This is a genomic window from Bradyrhizobium sp. SUTN9-2, assembly GCF_003122645.1.
GTDB classification, from domain to species: domain Bacteria; phylum Pseudomonadota; class Alphaproteobacteria; order Rhizobiales; family Xanthobacteraceae; genus Bradyrhizobium; species Bradyrhizobium yuanmingense.
Window position 1 is genome coordinate 2,956,414 of record NZ_LAXE01000001.1, and the last position, 17,529, is coordinate 2,973,942.

Here is a 17,529-nt window from a genome sequence, read left to right on the forward strand (position 1 = left end):
TGCCCTTGCTGCGATCGCCGTCGCTTCCCTGGTGCTTGCGAGCGCGGGCGGAGCCGTGTGGTGGATGGGGGCCCAGCAGCGAGGCGGGGTGCAGAACGCGGGCGACAGCACCCCGGTGCGGTCCGACAAACCCTCAGTTGCCGTGCTGCCGTTCTCCAATCTCAGCGACGACAAAGCCCAAGAATACTTCTCGGATGGGATTACCGATGATGTGATCAACGAGCTTTCCAAAGTGGCCGGGCTCTTCGTCGTCGCCCGCAACTCCACCTTTACCTTCAAGAACACTGCCGTGGACGTGCGAAAGGCCGCTGCGGATCTCGGGGTCCGCTACGTGGTGGAAGGCAGCGTGCGCCGAGCCGCGGACCGGATTCGCATCAACGTTCGACTGGTCGATGCGGCGAGCGGCGGGCAGCTCTGGGCAGATCGCTACGAGGGCGCGATGGGAGATGTTTTCGGGCTGCAAGACGAAATCGCCGGCAAGATCACGCGAACATTGGCGGTTCAGTTGACATCCAAGGAGCAGGGGCAAATCGCCACCAAGCGCACCGAAAACCCGGTGGCCTACGACGAATTCCTGAAGGGTTGGAACAGGTACCTTCAGCAGAATCCGAAGGCCGCGCGCGAGGCGATCGGCCACTTCGAGCGAGCGATCGAAATCGAGCCGAATTACTCTCGTGCTTTTGCTGCGCTCGCGGCCACATACTGGCAGATTGCAAGGAGACAATGGCAGGAAGAGAGGTTCGGGCTAAGATCGGTGCACGATGCGCGCTTGAAGGCTGAAGAGTACATTACAAAAGCACAACAGTCTCCGATTTCCCTCAATCATCAGGTCGCTTCGGCCATTCTGTCTCAGCAAGGAATGCACGAGAAGGCGATCAAAGAGGGAGAGCGAGCAATCAGCATGGATCCCAACGACGCGAACGCCTACGTCGCGCTCGCTGGAGCGTTGAGCTTAGCCGGTCAGCCGGCCAAGGCTCTTGAGCTCGTCCTCCATGGCATGCGGCTCAATCCATTCTCCCCACCTTCTTACTTTTATGAACTCGGATTGGCCCAATTCGGGTTGGAGCAATTTCAAAGTGCAGCGGCAAGCTTGGAGCGGGCTATCGCTCTCAATTCAGACGACCGATGGGCTTATCGTGTACTTCTCGCCGCCTACGGCCATTTGGGCCGGAAAGCGGACGCTGAACGGATCTTTTCGTTGGCCGAGAAGAATCGACAGGGACTAGACCCACTCTCTATTCGAGGAACTGCTTTCTGGTATCCCTTCAAGGATTCAGCGGATTGGGAACGCATGGCGACGGGCCTTAGACTCGCCAACGTGCCCGATTAGCGGCCTCAAAATCTCATTACCTGACCTGGGGCCAGGTCCAAGACCTGGACACTAGTAGATCCTAAAGCTTTCTTGAATTCGGCCGGGGTTCGGTTCAGCACCGGAAAGGTGCCGTAGTGTATTGGTATCACCGCTTTCGGCTTGATCAGCTCCCGAACCGCGTAAGCGGCTTCGTCAGGCCCCATGGTGAAAAAGCCCCCGATGCACACCAGCGCGAGGTCCGGGTTGTGGAGCTCCCGAATGAGCGCCATGTCGCCAAAGGCGCTGGTGTCGCCCGTGTGGTAGACCTTGAAGCCGTTCTCCATCTCAATCACGTAGCCAACGGAAACTCCAGCCCCTCCGCCTTGCCGGATGGATGCTGACTGGTCAGGGTTCCTTATGCCGAGAATATTGTAGTCGAGCGACGAGCTGTGATCGGCCGGCACCATATGGATCTTGACGCCCCGGCCGAGCGGCTCGGCCATGCCGCCCCTATTCATGGCAATGACGTTGTTCTCTTCAAGGAGACCCAGCGCGACAAGATTTCGTCCGAACTCGTAATTGGCAAGAACCTTGGCGCCCGTCAGACGTGCCAGATCGAGGAGATCGGAAATATGATCCTGGTGGCCGTGCGTCACTAGGATCAGGTCCACTTTTCCAATCGCCTTCAAGTCCCGGTACTCAGGCGGCGTCTTCGGGTTTCTGGTGAGGAAGGGATCAATCACTATCACTTTGCCGGCGACACTAGTGATGCGGGTCGTTGCGTGCCCAAGCCAAAGCACTTCCACCGGTTGGGCTGCGGGATAGCCCGGGACGATCACGAGAAAGAAGCTCACAAAGAGAGCCCACTTGGCTTTCATTGGAAACTCCGAACAACCGCTTCTGCTTTCGTGATTACTCTATCACGGTATTCGACGGAGTCGCACGCGATCCGACTGAGAGCCCCGCGGAACTTGGAACCATGTTCAGGCGATCTAATTGGAACGTTGTCCATCCCAGCTGAGGACCAGCGGTTTCTTGGCAAGCATCTTGATGAGGGAGGAGCCAAAATGGACGACGAACGAAAATCATCAAAAGCGGGGAAACGGGCCGCTGAAGGCTTGCGCGAAGCAGCTTCCAAGGAGGAAGAAAAAACCGAGAGCAAGATGGGGCAGGATCTAGCTAAGGGCGCTGATCGTTTCGAAGAGCGCTCGAAAAGCTCTGATGGAAGAAGCGCAGGCGAGAAACAAAAGACTGAATCCACCAGCAGACCCGTCCCGGCTTTCCGGCTTTCTGACAGAACGCACCCTCAAACGACTGCGCGGCATCTGCCTGCGCTGGCTATTCGTGCCAAGGAAAGGGGCGGCTCGCGCGTGAAGCGCGCTTATGACCCCACGGCAGACGTTAGGCTGTTCGCGTTGGCAAGTTGCTCAAGCGGCCGTGCTGCTGCCTAAAGCACCGCGACATCGCGAACGCAATCGGCGGACGCTTGCGCGAGCCGCGCTCAGCATTCGACCCTTCAAGGTGAAGTCTACCGTTGGCAGGTGCCACCGCGGCAATGCGACGAATAGTGCCTTCGGTACTCGGCTCCGGGACCGAACCGCAGCGCGAGCCAGTCCTGACGGAGGATGGTCTCACTAGGGGGCGGTCGCAGACAACAGCGTTGAGGGACATTAGTTCGCGTCAGCTTTGGCTCCGCAGCGATTTTCTCGATGCACCAAAGCGCGATGCGATTAGGATGAATCGTCATCGCGCTTTAGGTTATTGTTTGAGTATGATCTTATCGGAAACCGCTACGCACTTTTCCGGATCATGCTCTAACGCACAGAGGCGTCGAATGCCGTCACCCGTTCAAGGCTGTAACAGCGAAAGGAGGCGTTGTCGGTCCTGATCAAGAACACGCTGGGCTCTGCGCAATGTGTCCAACTCTATTTCAGCGGTAGCGGTATCCTTTCCTTCCCGCTTCAACTGAAGGATCGCTCTCTCTTGCTCTGCAAGGCGTCGTTCTCCTTCAACTACATCGCGCTCGACCTGCCTCAACGCATCATAGACGAAGGTCTTGTCCATCAGTGTGCTCAGCTGGCGCCGCCAATCTCTTCTTTTTCGATCAACCTCAGCTCCGTCTCAACGTTCCCGCTCGCCACCGCTTTTCGCCGAAGCCAATCTCATGCGCCCGGCAGATTAAAGCTGCTTGTGCCCGCAGAGCACTGCGCTGGCGCCGGGCTGGTTCCTTGTCTGGCGATTCTTCAGAGCCGCCTCATCGATCCAGGTACCGCTTGGTCCCTCGGTGCCATTGCGAGAGAGAGCAGCCGCACGCGCTCGTTGTCACGCATGCCAGCATTCGGTCATCGTCTTGGATCCAGTCAGGCCCCGAGGAGGCTTGCTTGCCGGCTGTCGCCAGCCACAGCTTGTGTCCCTCGCATGCTCGGGCAGATAGATAGCTCGCCGTAAAGAAACTAATTCCCCAGCGGACTGCATCGTTCAAGTCCTGGCGCAATTAAATATTAATATAATACGCCATTTTAAATGAATTAAATGCTGGACGAGATTTAAATTTGGATTAGAATGAGGGCCGCTTGGCGCCGGATGAACGCGTCAAGGACCTCCTAGAAGCGGCCCCATCATCCCGCCCTGTCGCCCCGTTCCAAGGATGTAAGGGCCGCTTCTAGGGCAAATTGTGAGGCAAATCATGCACCTGTCACTCGGTGATTTGTTTCTCATCTCCGCGGGAACGGCTACGCTCCTCATGATTGAGATCGGAGTCTTGATGATCGTGGGTCTGATCTGAGCCAATGAAGAAGAGCGTAGGGACGTTCTGAGGACCACCTACATATCACGTCTCGTTGTAAGCGTGTTCGGCCTCGATCGCGCGGAGCAGGGCGGCAAGGCTGGGATATTCCGCGCCATTGCGGACGTAGCAATTGACGTGCTCGGCATAGCGGGCCGATCCGTCGGGCTTGCCCTGCAAATGAACAGCAGCACGGCACTGTTGGCGGAGCTCCGGCTCGTTGCTTTCCGGAAAGCATCCGGAACGGAGACGTTCCTATTATAAAGCGAGGAGATTTTCGTCGGGGGCGAGCAGCTTCACGCAAGTGCCGCTTTCGTGAAGCATCAGCTAGATTAGCCGTTCTCGACCGTATAAGGCGATGCTGGCGCCACACTCTGTGGCGCTGACCTTTCGTTGGTAAAAGTAGCACTCCGCTTGGCTCTGACGTAGATCGGCTCCGGGGCCGGACCGCAGCGCCGAGCCAGGCCTGACGCAGGACGGTCTCACCGAGGGGGCGGTCGCAGAACAGCTACCGCCGGCGCGCCACCGCGACGCCAAACAGGAAGGCGACGAACAGGCTGGCAAGCGGTGCTTCGCGCGTGATCGCGGAAACCGTCGCGAGTGCCCCGCCGGGCTTGCGCGATTCCTCGACTGCGGAGGTGAGGCGATCGACCGCTGCGTGCAGGCCTCCGGCGACTTCACCAATGGTGCGGGAGACGTCCGCGGCCGTATCGATGGCACGCTCGGCCATGCCGGGCTGGGACGAGGATTGCGGTATCTCCGTGCTCAAGGACGCGACCTCCTGGCGTGATGATCGAAGCCGGCACCTTTGGCTATCCGCGCGAGCGCTCGTTTTGAACAGCGGGTTCTCATGACCTTTGGCTATCCGCGACAGGCGCCGTGATTGACGGCGGGTGCCGGCCTTGGATGAGCAATTCAGCGCAGGGGATTTTGTTCCGGATGATATGGCGGCGGCTTGCGCGCTCCCCGGGAAACGACGGGCGCGAATCTCTGTTAGGCTGGGTGAACCTTGCTGACGTCAGGAGACAGCCGTGACCGACCGGACCATGACGGATCGAGCCCGGCACATCGCCTTGCTCGGCGCTCCCATCGACATGGGGGCTTCGCAGCGCGGCACCTTGATGGGGCCTGCGGCGCTGCGCACCGCCGGCCTTGCGACATTGCTGGAAAGCCTTGATTTCGAGGTCGTCGATTATGGCGATCTGTCCATAGCCGACGTCCGGGACCTCACCGACAGGCCGCCCGAACAGGCCAATCATTACCGCGAGATCCAGCGCTGGACGCGCGTTCTGAGCCGCAGAGGCTATGAGATCGCGACAACCGGTGCGCTGCCGATCTTTCTCGGCGGCGATCACACGCTGTCGATGGGGTCGGTCAATGCGATGGCGCGGCATTGGCAGGAGCGCGGCCGCGAACTGTTCGTGCTGTGGCTCGACGCCCATGCCGACTACAACACGCCGGAGACGACGATCACCGCGAACATGCACGGCATGTCAGCCGCGTTCCTGTGCGGCGAGCCCGGGCTCGACGGCCTGCTCGGCGACGATCCACGCGCCCCGATCGGCCCGGACAAGCTCGATCTGTTCGGCGCGCGTTCGATCGACAAGCTCGAGAAAGAACTGATGCGCACGCGCCGGATCAGGATCGTCGACATGCGCCAGATCGACGAGTTCGGTGTCGCCGTCCTGATCCGCCGCGTCATCGAACGGGTCAAGGCCAGCAATGGCGTGCTGCATGTCAGCTTCGACGTCGATTTCCTCGATCCTTCCGTGGCGCCGGGCGTCGGCACCACCGTGCCGGGTGGCGCCACCTATCGCGAGGCGCATCTGATCATGGAGCTGCTGCACGATTCCGGCGTCGTCGGATCGGTCGACATCGTCGAGCTCAATCCGTTCCTGGACGAACGCGGTCGGACCGCGCGCACGGCGGTCGAATTGATCGGCAGCCTGTTCGGCCAGCAGATCACGGACCGGCCGACGCCGAGCAATGCCATCGCACCAGGCGAGTGATGGCCGCTGGCCTGCAAGCGAAAGGCCGCGCCGATGTCGAGCGCGGCTCTCGTGGCGCCTGATCGGCTGCTCTCACCAATGGCGGTGGTGCCGATGCCAGTGGTGCCGAACGACCGGATAGGACCCACCGTAATAGGCGTAGGCGGGGCGCACGACGCGGCGATAGCGATAGCCGTAGGAAACGGGCGCCGTGTAGTAGGTGGTGGTGTAGCCACCGCCCCATCGATAGGGCTCGTCGTATCCGTAGCCGTAGGCGTAGGGGCCGCCGTAGTAACCGGCACTGTAATAGCGGGGACCGCCATAGTAGCCATAGCCAGGTCCCCAGCCGTAGGCGGAGGAGGCAAGGCCACCGATGACGGCGCCTGCGACCAGGCCGCCGGCGATGCCAGGTCCCCAACCTCGCCAATGGGCTTCGGCGGGAGACGTTGCTGCGATCGAGCTCAGGCCCAGAGCACCGGCCATCAGGGCTGACATTGCAATCTTCTTCATCAACATACCTCTCACGTCACATTGCCCCAGGGAATAACGGGAAGAATAAGCAATGGTTGCTGCTGGCCGGTAACGACGCCAATGGGTGCTCGGCGTCGGGACGGCGTCACGGAGAATGCGGGCCTGGACTGCGACGCCTGCAGTTCCCATCAGTTCGACCAAATGCCTCCAAGAGGTTCGGGACTGCCCCGAGCGGCGCGCGGCGCGCCGAGAAAGAATCCGATCAAATCGCCCCTGAATCATTAAATGGTCGAACACCGGGAAAAACCGGAAACTTTGGAGCCTGTCCTTAAGTTGGGACGCCACGAGGTTCGGATTTCCGGAGAGCAGGCATGGACGACGACAAGGTCTTGAAGAACGCTGCGGACACCGCCTGGACGGTGTACCGGGCGCGGCACCCCGAGGTCGCCGCGCACGACACAAGGCGCTGTCTGCTGGAACGCCATCTGCAGAGGAGGTGGGAAGAGCACCCAAGCGATACCGAAGAGCTCGCCTCTTTCGGGATAGCCTATCTGCACCGCCTTCCCAGGGATGAATGTTGACGTGCATGAAGATGCTCGTTGTCCGCGTGGCCCGCACGAGCACGAGGCCGAGTTGGACCCTGCTTGCGATTTCATGTCTCATCTCGGCGACCATCGTGACGGTTTTGCGCGTCGTGTGCGAGGGATAGAGCTTGCGCCCCGAGTGCCCGAGCCGGGAACTCCACCCAGCAACCCGTCGCCTCGCGCGAGGCCACGACCGGCGCGGCATCGCCCAACGCTACGAGCCGCAACAGTAGGGGAACCGGAGGGGGCTCGACCGAATTAACCTGCGATAGGAAAATTTCGGACCCTTCGATGACAAATGCTCGCTTCGCGTACTCCATGTCCAGAGCCCTGCGTCACCCCGGCGTGATGGCGTTGATCGTGGCGGGCGTGACGATTGCGGCCATGCTGATCGTCGACCACGGCCCGTGGAGCCGGGCCAAGACACAGCCGGCCCACGTCGCGATGTACGCGACCACGGGCGAAGCGGCACGGGCCGCTGGCGCCCTGGTGCTCCCGACCGATCCGAAATCGCCGATCGAGCCGCAGCGGCCGAAGACGTCTCCAACCGTCAATCCCGTGACGCCGTAAAGCGCGATGAATCGTCATCGCGCTTTAGGTTATCGTTTGAGCATGATCTTTTCGGAAAACCGCTAGACACTTTTCCGGATCATGCTTCAGCCTCTCAGCTCTTGCGGCCGTAGTTGAGGAGCCCGCCACTCGTCTTCGGCGGATGAGCCCGCAAGGCTTCCTCGTTCGGCTCGGTGCCCCAGCCGGGCCGGTTCGGGATGATGAGATGGCCGTTCTCGATCTCCGGCTCGTGCGTGAACAGCTCGCGATCCCAGGACAGACGATCGATGTCGATCTCCATGATGCGCAGGTTCGGCACCGCGGCGCAGAAATGCGCGTTCATCATCGAGCAGAGATGGCCGTAGAAATTGTGCGGGGCGACGTTGACCTCGAAGGCTTCGGCCGCCGCGGCGATCTTCATCGACTGCCAGACGCCGTTCCAGGGCGTGTCGATGATCGCGACATCCATGGCCTGCGCGTGGAAGTAGGGCAGGAATTCACGCAAGGAGAGCAGCGTCTCGCATGACGAGATCGGGTGCGGGCTTTGCTTGCGTATGTAGGCGAGCGCTTCCGGATTGAAGCTGTCGATCTCGACCCAGAACATGTCGAGGTCGGCGATGGTGCGCAGGATCTTCAAGTAGCCTTCGGTCTTGGCGTTGAAGTTGCAGTCGAGCAGGATGTCGACGTCGGGGCCGGCGCCGTCGCGGATCGCTTCCAGATGCGTGTGCAGGTCGCGCAGGATCTTGCGGTCGACGTTGATCTCGGGCGCGAAGGGCGAGCCGAATCCGGGACGCCAGCCGGTCGGCTTGCCCTCGTCATAGGAAAAGATGTTGGTCTTGAGCGCGGTGAACTTCTTCTCGCGCACCTCGCGCCCCATCGCCTTGACGCCGTCGAGAGTTTCGATCGCCGGCTTGTACCAGGACGGGTGGTTGATGCGCCACGTGGCGCAATGCGACCAGTAGACCCTGACGCGGTCGCGGATCTTGCCGCCGAGCAGCTCATAGCAGGGGACGCCGAGCGATTTCGCCTTGGCATCGAGCAGCGCATTCTCGATCGCCCCGAGCGCTTGCGCCACCACGCCGCCGGCCGCAGGACGCGTCGCCGCGAACAATTCGGCAAAGATGCGCTCGTGCTGGAAGACGTTCTGCCCGATGACCCGCGCCGAGAGGCGCTGGATCGCGGCGCCGACGCCGGGCGAGCCAAAGCCTTCGTCGAATTCGCTCCAGCCGACGATGCCGTCCTCGGTCGTCAGCTTGACGAAATGATAGTTTCTCCAGCCGGCATCGCAGGCGAGGATCTCGAGGCTCGTTGCTTTTGAAGATTTGGTCATGTCGCTCCCTACTCGCCCGGCCGGGCTTTTCTTGTCGCCCGATCTTGAGCCGGGCCCGGACCGCATTGTTAAGCCAAGCGCGGAGCGGCGGGAAGATGCAGAGATGCGGCGCGGCAGCGCGTCCGAAGCAGGCCTTGCGTCAGCCGATCACCGACGAGCCGAGCAAAGCGAGAACGGCGAGCGCCATGACTGCGGTGCCGAGCCAGCCCAGCGCGATCAGCCAGGAGCGGGCCCTGAAGCGGCCCATGATGGTGCGGTTCGAGACGATCAGCATCATCATCGCCATGATGGGGACGGCGACGATGCCGTTGAGCACCGCGCTCCACACCAGCATGTTGATCGAGTCGATGCCGGTGAAGCCGAGGCCGAAGCCGATCAGGGTTGCCGCGGCGATGATGGTGTAGAAGCCGGCCGCCTCGTCCGGCTTGGCCTCCAGCGTGGCGCGCCAGCCGAAGATCTCGGCAACGCCATAGGCCGCCGAGCCCGCCAGCACGGGAATGGCGAGCAGGCCCGTGCCGATGATGCCGGTCGCGAACAGGGCGAAGGTGAAATCGCCGGCCAGCGGCTGCAGCGCTTCGGCCGCTTCCGTCGCCGAGCCGATATTGGTGATGCCGTTTGCGTGCAGGACCGATGCGGTGGTCAGGATGATGAAGAAGGCGATGCCGTTCGAGAGCAGCATGCCGGAGATGGTGTCCGTCTTGATGCGGTCGAGCTCGTGATCGCCGCCGCGCTTGAGCTGGCGAAGCGGCTTGTCGCGCTCGCCCTGGTTCATCTCCTCGACTTCCTGCGAGGCCTGCCAGAAGAACAGATAGGGGCTGATGGTGGTGCCGAGCACGGCGACCACCATCAGGAGATAATCGGCGCTGACATTCGGCTTCGGCCAGACCGCGGCGAGCAGCGCTGTGCTCCAGGGAATCTGCACCGTGAAGGCGGTCGCGACATAGGCGAAGAGCGCCAGCGTGAGGAATTTCAGCACCGGCGAATAGCGGCGATAGGGCACGAACACCTGCAGCAGGGTCGAGCCGGCCGCGAAGATCAGCGCGTGCTCGTGGTTGAGGCCGCCGATGACGAGCGAGAGCGCCTCGGCCATCGCGGCGATGTCGGCGGCGATGTTGAACGTGTTCGCGGCGACCAGCATGGAGACCAGCGCCAGCACCGCCCAGCGCGGCGCGACGCGCATGACGTTGGCGGCGAGCCCCTTGCCGGTGACGCGGCCGATCTGCGCGCTGACGAGCTGGATCGCGATCATGAACGGCGTGGTCAGAAACACGGTCCACAACAGACCGAAGCCGAATTGCGCGCCGGCCTGCGAATAGGTGGCGATGCCCGACGGGTCGTCGTCGGCAGCTCCGGTGATGAGGCCGGGGCCCAGCCGTTGCAACAGCGTCGGCGCGGATTTCGTCGGGGTGAGGGCGCTGTCGCTCATCAACGGGCTCGAACGGGTGCGGGACGTCGTCTTTAGCAAATGCGAATCGAATGCCATAAGTTCCCGCTGCCGAAGCGGGCGGCTGATTTCCGAAAATGCTAAGTCGAGTTTGCTCCGTCGGGCAAAACAGGGCTATATTGCCATCATCGGCCTACCTGATGCTGACGAACATGCCCCAGGCGGCGGCCAGCGCCGCGCCGGTGAAGAGGACCACCGGGTTATCGCAGAACGTGCCGCCGTAGCTGCACACGTTCGCGCCGAATTGGCCGAGCTCATGACGGCTCGCGGAATAGAACAGTCCCGACAGCACCAGCAATGCAGCGGCGACGTAATACATCGAGGTCTCTCCGGCTTGCCCCGTCCAGGCGACATGTCCCAGCATGAGGCGGAGAGATTTCACTTCGGCCAATCCGCTTTGCGGCATTTGAGATAAAGTTTGACCCGTCGGGCAAAACACCGGCAAGATGGCACCATCGACGCGCGCCGGCGCTGCGATGACAAAAAGGCCCCGCATCGCGGGGCCTTTGTCGTGTCGGAGCTCTGCCGCTCTATCGCCGTGAGCCCATTCCGTACAATTCGCGCTCGCGGACGACATCCTCCGGCGACAATGGCGGGCTTGCGGCGTCGAAGTCGGTCCAGCCGGACTTCTGCCATGCGGCGCTGCGCTCCTGAAGGTTGACCGATCGCTCGTGCAGAAGCGCATCGAGGCGCGCGCGGTCCTGGTCCGGCACCCTCGCGGACACCAGCGTGCCGCCGCGGCGGACGCCCTCGGCATAACGCGATGCGTCTTCCCTGGAGACGCCGGCCTCGGTCAGGGCGCCGATGATTCCGCCGGTGGCCGCGCCGGCAGCCGCGCCGGCCGCCGTCGAGGCGAGCCATCCGGCCGCGACCACCGGACCAAGGCCCGGGATGGCAAGGAGGCCAAGACCTGCGAGCAGGCCGGCGGCGCCGCCGAGCCCGGCCCCGATGCCGGCACCCGTGCCGGCGCCTTCGGCGCGATCATCGGTGCCGTCGCGGTCACGATCGACCTTGCCGGAGCGTGAGCCGTACCAATTGTCCGAATTGTTGGCGACGAGGCTGATGTCGGAATGCGGCACGCCGGCGCTTTCGAGCCGGGTCACGGCCCGCTCGGCATCGGCGTAATTGTCGTACAGGCGAGAGATGGTCGTCGTCATGTCTGGATCTCCTTGCTCGCGGATGACTTGAGCGATTACTTGCGCGATGACTTGCGCGAATTACTTGGCGGGGTTGACGTTGCCCTGGAAGTCGACGCTGACGTCGGTCTTGGTGCCGGCCTTGTCGGCCTTGCCGCGCCAGACGCCGTTGTCGTCCTTCTGGAGGCCGGAGACGTTGGAATAGCCCGCGCCCTCGATCCGCGATTTCGCCTGTCCCTCGGTGAAGCTGTTGCGGCCCGCGACCGGCGCGTTGGAGTTGTTCTGGTCGGAGCTGTTCACGGCGTTGTTGCCCGGCCCGCTTTGCGCCGGCTGCGATTGGGCGCCCGCGGGCACCGAACCGAGCAGCACCAAGGTTGCGGCCAGCACTGTCATACGTTTCATGTTGTTGTCTCCTGCAAGTGATTGTGCGGGCGACAACAAGTGAGAGTCGGATTGGTTGCTATTGGTTTGGATGAGTTTGCTGCGGCTCTTCGGCCGCGGCTCGTTGGTCACGACGACGAGCGAGTTGCCGCCGCGGCCGGACATGCGTCCGCCACCTGCTACTTTGAAGATTGCACAGACTCGGCTTGGCCCTTGGTGGGCTCCCACGGCGCCGGAAGGATCACGCGGATGGGGCGGGCTTCGGTGGCGCCCTGAACCACAGGTGCGGCCTGTTCCTTGACGGGCTCAGCCAGCGCCACGCTCATCAGTGCAACCAGCAGCGCCAGGGAAGTTGTCATCAGCCGCACGTCCAGCATCGAAGCCTCCTGTTTGCGTGCTAACGCAATCCCCCGGAGTTGGTTCGGGGGCGATGGCCGGGAACAAGTGGCAATTTGTCGGGTTTGTAGAACACACGCCTGGAGGACCGGGCTGCTGGAGGAGGACAGGATGAACATCAAAGCGATCATTGCTGCCGCCGTGCTGACGTCGGTTGCGGCTCCCGCGTTTGCGCAATCGTTCTACGTTGTGCAGGACGTCAAGACCAAGAAGTGCACCATCACCGAGTCGAAGCCGACGACCACGGAAACGACCGTCGTCAGCGGCGACACCGTGTACAAGACCAGGTCTGAAGCCGAGGCCGGCATGAAGACCGTCAAGGTCTGCACCTCGAACTGATGCACTGAGAGCGAAAGTCTCACCCGAGCCTGCGCTCGAAACAAAGCCCGCGCGGAGCGATCCGCCGCGGGCTTTATTTTTGCAAAGTTCATTATTGTCAGTCCGCCACGCGCGGCCAGATAGGAACTTGGTCCGTCCCGGTCGATTGTCGTCGCACTTGAATGACGGGTGAGCCAACTCCGACCATGCAATCACGCTATCCCTTGCTGAAGCGGTGGACGGCGGACGAGCATGAGCGGCTGAAAGCGCTGGCCGAAGCCGGACGCCGCCCCGACGAAATTGCCGCAGAGCTCAACCGGAGCGAAGCCGCCGTGCGGGTGCGGGCCTGGCAGCACCGCATCGCGCTGCGCGGCGTCATGCAGAGGCGCGGCAAATAGCGCGTGCTGGGGGCGTGGACTCGTCGACACTCGGTCAGCGGGTCGATGTCTGCCTCACGCTCAAGGCGGATGAGGACACCAAGCGAAAAACCCGGCGTGTGAGCGTCCGGGCCGATCGCAAGTAAGAATTACACGTCCAATGCAGGAGCTAAACCAAACCTCAACGGCCCTGTCTGTCCACTTTTGCACACCCGCGGCGAGCAACAAGTACAAGCTGCGTAAACAGCTCATGGACATCGCAATCGACCGTTCTTCGTGTGGTGCGCGTCTCGCAGGAACGACAGCGCAGCGTTTTCGTTGTGCTCGTCTGCTAGACAAGGAGGATAACGATCATGGACCGTGAACATGTGAAGGGCGCCGCCGACAAGGCAAAAGGTGCGATCAAGGAGGGGGCTGGCAAGCTTACCGGGGACAAGGACCTCGAAGCCGAAGGCAAGATGGATAAGGCCAAGGGATCCGCCCACAACGTCGCTGGAGATGTGAAGGACGCAGCGCGGGACGCCTCTGACGCCCTCAAGAAATAGCCAAAAAAGGAAAGTCTCAAACTGGCCGCCTCAGGGCGGCTTTTCCTTTTCCGCCAAGCCCACGGCGATGACGAAACACGCCTGAAACAGTGCTGAAACCAGATCGTCCTGAACTCGGCGCCCGCCGGGGCCGACCAACCAAGCGAAACGGAGAGACAATCATGATCCAGATCGGTTCGAAGGAAGAAGTCGCGCTGCTGCTGGCGCTGTTTGGAACGCATACCCAGCCGGCGCAGCGGCCGAAGCCGAAATCGCAGCAGAGGTGACAGACGCCATGCCCGGTTTGGCCGAATGCCAGAGCCTGCTCAGGCTCCTGATCGCCAGGGGCGATCCCAAGGCCATCCCGCTTGCCAAGGGCGCCATCGACCAATACCTGAACACCGCACCGTTAAGCATGCGCGGGCGGGGCCTGCGCGTGCTCCAACGCGATGCGCTCGACCAGCACGATGCCGCGGTCGGCGTGCAGCGCTCGTTCGCCGAGACGGTGGACGCCTATATCGAGCGCAAGCTTGCGGAGGAGTGAGCCGGCGCGGCCCGAACGCGTGCCGCCCGGTGTTCCCGGAACCTGCTGATTTCCAAAGTGATTTTTTGCGGTTCTTTGCAACCTTCGCTCGCCCTCTGCGCTATAGGGGGCAGAGGATTACGGTCATGACGCGATATTACTTTGACCTTCGCGACGACAATGGAATTGCGCTGGACGAGGAGGGACTGGAATTGTCCAGTGCGCGTGCGGTTCAGGCCGAGGCCGCCAAGTCCGTTGCCGACTTTGCGCGCGATGCGATGCTCGGCGCGCCGCCCACCGGCGACCGGCAGGAAATGGCGATCGAGGTGCGCGATGCGACGGGCCCGGTCATGCAGGTGAAGTTCAATTTCCAGATCGAAGATCTCAGGTCGCGCCCGCAGTCACGCGGTCATTGACGCGTCAGCGTCGGCCGGGACGGCTCGGGCAGGGGCGGGCACAATTGCGCGGAGTCCAGCACCGCGATCTTTCGGCCGAGCTGCCAGACCTCGACCTTGCCGAGCCGCGTGAACCGCTTCGCAAAATCCAGGGCGGAGGAATCGGACGGGGCTTCGAACGCTTCGGCGGAGCGGAAGACCCCGTCCTCGCCGATGAGATAAGCGCGATATTGCATCATGTCGGCGCCCTCAGGCCGGGCGAGCGCAGCCAGGAATCGATCTGCATGGCGGTTTCGTCGCGGCGCGCCTGGCGCAGCAGCATGTCGCGGCGGGGGCCTGGGGTCAATTTGCGCGCTTCCTCGCGGCAGCGCTCCGCTTCGTCCGCGAGTCTCTCGCGCAACGTAGTGGTCTGTTTGAATCGACGCCGCTTCTGCATGGGCGTGCTCCCTCATGAGAGTAGGGCGGGAGCGCAACTGGCGTTCTCATCACCGATCGATGCCACGGGCCTTGCGGTGATGGATTAACCTTACGCCTACCGGCACAGCGGAGTCACATCATTTGATATGTTGCGCGGATTAATTTTCGCGAGAAGCTTGAGCGTGTTGAGCGGCTTACTCAATTTGCACCGCGCGAGTCCTAAAGTTCAATATTGAACAGAAGCGACCTCTGTTAGTTGATGTTGCATCACCGGCCAAGGCTTTGTCCGTAGGCGTCGGTGGCTGAGAGACCGAGCGCGCTCCCGCCTGCAAAGCAAGGGGAGCACCGCGATGACCGTCTATCGGCCGTTGCCTGCCGACCACGAGCTGGCCGAATACATGCGCCAGATCGTGCGCGAATGCCGCGAGCTGCTGAAGCAGACGCCACCCGATACGTTTCTGGGACGCAGGACGCACGAGCCTTTCCAGGGTGACGGCGACGCTACGCCGACCGAGGAGCGTTGACCGTCAGCGCGATCGCGATGGTTGGCAGCAGGCGGCCTGCAGGGTGCGGGTTTGCTCGGCGTCGTCGCAGATCGCGCGGGCGATCGCGCGCTGACGTCAGGGCGAGGCGAAGCCGTTCTGCTTAGAGGAGGGCGGCATCGGCGCGCGTCAACAGAGGATCGGCCGTTGATCCGTACATGGGCGGTGCAACGCGGTGTGTTGCCGGTTGTTCATGGGAGGGCGGCCCCGGTGTGGCTCTGGCGACGGCGCGCGCGGTATTTCTTGTTGTTGCGTGAACCCCTCTATCTTGCGCTCACCCGGAGCGCGGAAAACGCCGATTGACATTGTTCCCTATTTGTTCTAAAGAGGGTTTCAACCTCTGGGCGAACAGCCGAAGTTTGACTCACACTGGAATTTCTGCGGGGTCGTTGATGAGTAGCTCGCTTCTCTCTTTTGTCCTGTTGAGCAGACCGGTGACGCCTGACATGTCAGCAGTCGCCAAAGTTCTTCACGCCCGCCATCCGGAATTGGCAGCAGAGGCGCCGGACGATGACGAGCTGCAACCGGCTCAAGCGAATTCGCCGCTCATCCGCTGTGGCAACGAGCTTGTTGCGGTCATGTCGATGCCGGCGCCCATCCCGCAGGATCCGGGGCTTTGGGCGCGCGCTGCGCGAACTTGGCCCGAAAGCGAGGCTGTGGCAACGAACCATCAAGGCCACATCATCGTCTCGCTGCTCGGAAAATCTGAGCAGCCGCTGGTCGCCGCCCGCCTTACGACTGCAGTCATCGGTGCATTGATTGCCACCGTGCCGGAATGTTGCGGCGTGGTGTGGGCGGGCCGGGTGGCACAGCCGGCCGATCTTTGGCTCGATGCGTCTCGCTGGTCGCTCGCACCGTATCCGGACTATCCCTTTAGACTATGGGTCGACATTCTTCCGTTCCGGTCAGGTGCGAAGATCGGAGCGATCACGATGGGCTTGTCCGCGTTTGTCGGCCGCGAGATCGAATTCGTGACCGGTAAGCTCGCGCTTCCGGCGTTGTTCGACAAGGTGGCAGGACTTTCCGTGTATCTGATCGAGCACGGAAACGTGGTGAAGGACGGTGATACGATCGGAGCAAGTGCGAGCGAGCGGATTGCAGTGCGCTACAAGAACTCTGATGTTTTTGGAGGTCTGCCGGTGTTCTATTGTACGGATGAATTCGAGCACTAGTCTCCCAAACTTCTTGCACGTGTCGAATGGTAGTTGCACTGCTCGAAATCGCTTTGACACGTCGGGCAAAACACTGGCAGAATGGCATCATGGAGAAAGGCCGATCAAGCTCGCGGGAAGCCGCGGGCTTTATTGTTGCGCGCAAGCCTTGTTCCACGTGCAAGTCCATGGTGCGCAAAGAAATCGGCTTGAGAACTTCAAAGCTCTGAGAAGCGCCGTGGGCCGAGCGATAGGCAAGGGAGCGACAAACGATGCCCGAGTCAGGTATTGCAGCGCGAAAGAAAAAGTCGTCAAAGCTATACAAGTTCGAACGGGATATTAGAGTTAGCACGTCGCCCGGTTGGAACATGGAGAATTTCGACGCCTTGGGCGTTGGCCCCGTGCTGTATTCACCACGAGGCAAGCGAAGCTTTCCTCCGCTCCTAGAAACGCCGCGGCTGCTGATCGCCAGATCTCTCGGGCGGCCGCCGGCCGATTGGGAGCCATTTCACGACTTTTGGCTCGTGTCCGATCGGATGAAAAACGTTCTCGAGTCGGTGGACAGAGAGGGGGTTGCTTTTCTGAGATGCGAAACGCGGTCGTTGAGAGGAGAAGCACCGGTATATTGGCTCTGCGACATCGTCCGTGAGCTCGATGTCATCGATGAGGAGAAGTCGAACTTCAAAGTCCTGGAAGATGGGACTGATTTCAGGCGGTATGTCGGCACGGCGATGGATTCCACGTTCGTCTTTCGCGAAGAGGTCATCGGTTCGGCTCATATCTTCCGAGCCCGCTTTTTGAACAAAGTTGTTTGTAGTCAAGCAATGAAGGATGCTTGTAAGGCTGCAGGCCTGAAAGGTCTAAGATTCGGAAATCCCTACATCAATTGGGGTTGATTCCAGACGTAGCGCACTGAGATACCGTCGA

25 protein-coding genes and 1 pseudogene are annotated in these 17,529 nt (G+C 61.6%); 13 read left to right on the plus strand and 13 right to left on the minus strand.

Annotated features, from left to right (window positions below; all coding sequences use genetic code 11):
• Positions 1–1,330: tetratricopeptide repeat protein (locus XF30_RS13470; RefSeq protein ID WP_158284375.1), on the plus strand; the 1,330-nt coding region annotated here is incomplete at its 5' end.
• Positions 1,331–1,335: 5 nt separating this feature from the next.
• Here XF30_RS13470 and XF30_RS13475 read toward each other — a convergent pair.
• The gene (locus XF30_RS13475; RefSeq protein WP_109142986.1) at positions 1,336–2,169 is read right to left on the minus strand and encodes a metal-dependent hydrolase; all 834 of its coding nucleotides are present in this window, start codon (positions 2,167–2,169) and stop codon (positions 1,336–1,338) included.
• Between the two features lie 189 nt (positions 2,170–2,358).
• Between XF30_RS13475 and XF30_RS13480 the strand changes: the two are divergent.
• A pseudogene (locus tag XF30_RS13480) lies at positions 2,359–2,541 on the plus strand (hypothetical protein); the annotation flags it as partial.
• A gap of 598 nt (positions 2,542–3,139) precedes the next feature.
• Here the strand turns inward: XF30_RS13480 and XF30_RS13485 are convergent.
• The 3 genes from XF30_RS13485 to XF30_RS13490 all read right to left on the minus strand — a co-directional run bounded on the left by XF30_RS13485 (position 3,140) and on the right by XF30_RS13490 (position 4,845).
• Positions 3,140–3,355, minus strand: coding sequence for a hypothetical protein (locus XF30_RS13485; protein ID WP_036028847.1), 216 nt, complete (start codon positions 3,353–3,355; stop codon positions 3,140–3,142).
• Positions 3,356–4,121: 766 nt separating this feature from the next.
• Positions 4,122–4,256, minus strand: a complete 135-nt coding sequence (locus tag XF30_RS39810) for a hypothetical protein (protein WP_260343353.1) — start codon at positions 4,254–4,256, stop codon at positions 4,122–4,124.
• A 328-nt stretch (positions 4,257–4,584) separates the two neighbouring features.
• Positions 4,585–4,845 (minus strand): hypothetical protein, encoded by a 261-nt coding sequence (locus XF30_RS13490; RefSeq protein ID WP_036007657.1) that lies wholly within the window; start codon positions 4,843–4,845, stop codon positions 4,585–4,587.
• Between the two features lie 262 nt (positions 4,846–5,107).
• Between XF30_RS13490 and rocF the strand changes: the two genes are divergently transcribed.
• The gene (gene rocF, locus XF30_RS13495; protein WP_109142987.1) at positions 5,108–6,085 is read left to right on the plus strand and encodes an arginase; all 978 of its coding nucleotides are present in this window, start codon (positions 5,108–5,110) and stop codon (positions 6,083–6,085) included.
• A 72-nt stretch (positions 6,086–6,157) separates the two neighbouring features.
• On the opposite strand, the gene XF30_RS13500 is transcribed toward rocF, so the two are convergent.
• On the minus strand, positions 6,158–6,574 hold the full coding sequence (locus tag XF30_RS13500) for a hypothetical protein (protein WP_063888446.1): 417 nt from the start codon (positions 6,572–6,574) through the stop codon (positions 6,158–6,160).
• Positions 6,575–6,906: 332 nt separating this feature from the next.
• Here XF30_RS13500 and XF30_RS13505 point away from each other — a divergent pair, with 332 nt between their 5' ends.
• Positions 6,907–7,116, plus strand: a complete 210-nt coding sequence (locus tag XF30_RS13505) for a hypothetical protein (RefSeq protein ID WP_036043996.1) — start codon at positions 6,907–6,909, stop codon at positions 7,114–7,116.
• Between the two features lie 294 nt (positions 7,117–7,410).
• Positions 7,411–7,689: a hypothetical protein gene (locus XF30_RS13510; RefSeq protein WP_109142988.1), complete on the plus strand. Its 279-nt coding sequence runs from the start codon at positions 7,411–7,413 to the stop codon at positions 7,687–7,689.
• A gap of 94 nt (positions 7,690–7,783) precedes the next feature.
• Here the strand turns inward: XF30_RS13510 and XF30_RS13515 are convergent, their stop codons facing one another.
• The 6 genes from XF30_RS13515 to XF30_RS13540 form a co-directional block, all read right to left on the minus strand.
• Positions 7,784–8,998: a mandelate racemase/muconate lactonizing enzyme family protein gene (locus XF30_RS13515; protein ID WP_109142989.1), complete on the minus strand. Its 1,215-nt coding sequence runs from the start codon at positions 8,996–8,998 to the stop codon at positions 7,784–7,786.
• Between the two features lie 139 nt (positions 8,999–9,137).
• Positions 9,138–10,424: an NRAMP family divalent metal transporter gene (locus XF30_RS13520; protein ID WP_109145699.1), complete on the minus strand. Its 1,287-nt coding sequence runs from the start codon at positions 10,422–10,424 to the stop codon at positions 9,138–9,140.
• Between the two features lie 151 nt (positions 10,425–10,575).
• A complete protein-coding gene (locus XF30_RS13525) occupies positions 10,576–10,761 on the minus strand; it encodes a hypothetical protein (RefSeq protein WP_109145700.1) in 186 nt (61 codons plus the stop codon).
• A gap of 211 nt (positions 10,762–10,972) precedes the next feature.
• The gene (locus tag XF30_RS13530) at positions 10,973–11,599 is read right to left on the minus strand and encodes a hypothetical protein (protein ID WP_036007643.1); all 627 of its coding nucleotides are present in this window, start codon (positions 11,597–11,599) and stop codon (positions 10,973–10,975) included.
• 60 nt (positions 11,600–11,659) lie between these two features.
• Complete coding sequence (locus tag XF30_RS13535; RefSeq protein ID WP_109145701.1) at positions 11,660–11,980, minus strand: hypothetical protein; 321 nt, start codon at positions 11,978–11,980, stop codon at positions 11,660–11,662.
• A gap of 158 nt (positions 11,981–12,138) precedes the next feature.
• Complete coding sequence (locus XF30_RS13540) at positions 12,139–12,336, minus strand: hypothetical protein (protein ID WP_036007640.1); 198 nt, start codon at positions 12,334–12,336, stop codon at positions 12,139–12,141.
• Between the two features lie 130 nt (positions 12,337–12,466).
• Between XF30_RS13540 and XF30_RS13545 the strand changes: the two genes are divergently transcribed.
• The 5 genes from XF30_RS13545 to XF30_RS13565 all read left to right on the plus strand — a co-directional run bounded on the left by XF30_RS13545 (position 12,467) and on the right by XF30_RS13565 (position 14,513).
• Positions 12,467–12,694 (plus strand): hypothetical protein, encoded by a 228-nt coding sequence (locus XF30_RS13545; RefSeq protein WP_024343260.1) that lies wholly within the window; start codon positions 12,467–12,469, stop codon positions 12,692–12,694.
• A 185-nt stretch (positions 12,695–12,879) separates the two neighbouring features.
• Positions 12,880–13,071, plus strand: a complete 192-nt coding sequence (locus tag XF30_RS13550; protein ID WP_109142990.1) for a Myb-like DNA-binding domain-containing protein — start codon at positions 12,880–12,882, stop codon at positions 13,069–13,071.
• Positions 13,072–13,403: 332 nt separating this feature from the next.
• Positions 13,404–13,595: a CsbD family protein gene (locus tag XF30_RS13555; RefSeq protein WP_036043977.1), complete on the plus strand. Its 192-nt coding sequence runs from the start codon at positions 13,404–13,406 to the stop codon at positions 13,593–13,595.
• A gap of 274 nt (positions 13,596–13,869) precedes the next feature.
• The gene (locus tag XF30_RS13560; RefSeq protein WP_109142991.1) at positions 13,870–14,118 is read left to right on the plus strand and encodes a hypothetical protein; all 249 of its coding nucleotides are present in this window, start codon (positions 13,870–13,872) and stop codon (positions 14,116–14,118) included.
• A gap of 125 nt (positions 14,119–14,243) precedes the next feature.
• Positions 14,244–14,513 carry a DUF6894 family protein gene (locus XF30_RS13565; RefSeq protein WP_109142992.1) on the plus strand — a complete coding sequence of 90 codons (270 nt, stop codon included), beginning with the start codon at positions 14,244–14,246 and terminating at the stop codon, positions 14,511–14,513.
• Here the strand turns inward: XF30_RS13565 and XF30_RS13570 are convergent.
• Positions 14,507–14,731, minus strand: coding sequence for a hypothetical protein (locus XF30_RS13570; protein ID WP_109142993.1), 225 nt, complete (start codon positions 14,729–14,731; stop codon positions 14,507–14,509). The two genes, XF30_RS13565 and XF30_RS13570, sit on opposite strands and share 7 nt — an antisense overlap.
• Positions 14,728–14,928, minus strand: a complete 201-nt coding sequence (locus XF30_RS13575; protein ID WP_109142994.1) for a hypothetical protein — start codon at positions 14,926–14,928, stop codon at positions 14,728–14,730. Before XF30_RS13575 ends, XF30_RS13570 begins: the two co-directional genes overlap by 4 nt.
• A gap of 331 nt (positions 14,929–15,259) precedes the next feature.
• On the opposite strand from XF30_RS13575, the gene XF30_RS38490 reads away from it, so the two are divergent.
• The 3 genes from XF30_RS38490 (at position 15,260) to XF30_RS13585 (ending at position 17,498) form a co-directional block, all read left to right on the plus strand.
• Positions 15,260–15,433, plus strand: coding sequence for a hypothetical protein (locus tag XF30_RS38490; protein ID WP_192893129.1), 174 nt, complete (start codon positions 15,260–15,262; stop codon positions 15,431–15,433).
• A 464-nt stretch (positions 15,434–15,897) separates the two neighbouring features.
• Positions 15,898–16,623 carry a DUF4261 domain-containing protein gene (locus XF30_RS13580; RefSeq protein ID WP_225185422.1) on the plus strand — a complete coding sequence of 242 codons (726 nt, stop codon included), beginning with the start codon at positions 15,898–15,900 and terminating at the stop codon, positions 16,621–16,623.
• A gap of 251 nt (positions 16,624–16,874) precedes the next feature.
• Positions 16,875–17,498, plus strand: coding sequence for an imm11 family protein (locus XF30_RS13585; RefSeq protein WP_057028650.1), 624 nt, complete (start codon positions 16,875–16,877; stop codon positions 17,496–17,498).
• Positions 17,499–17,529: the final 31 nt, after the last annotated feature.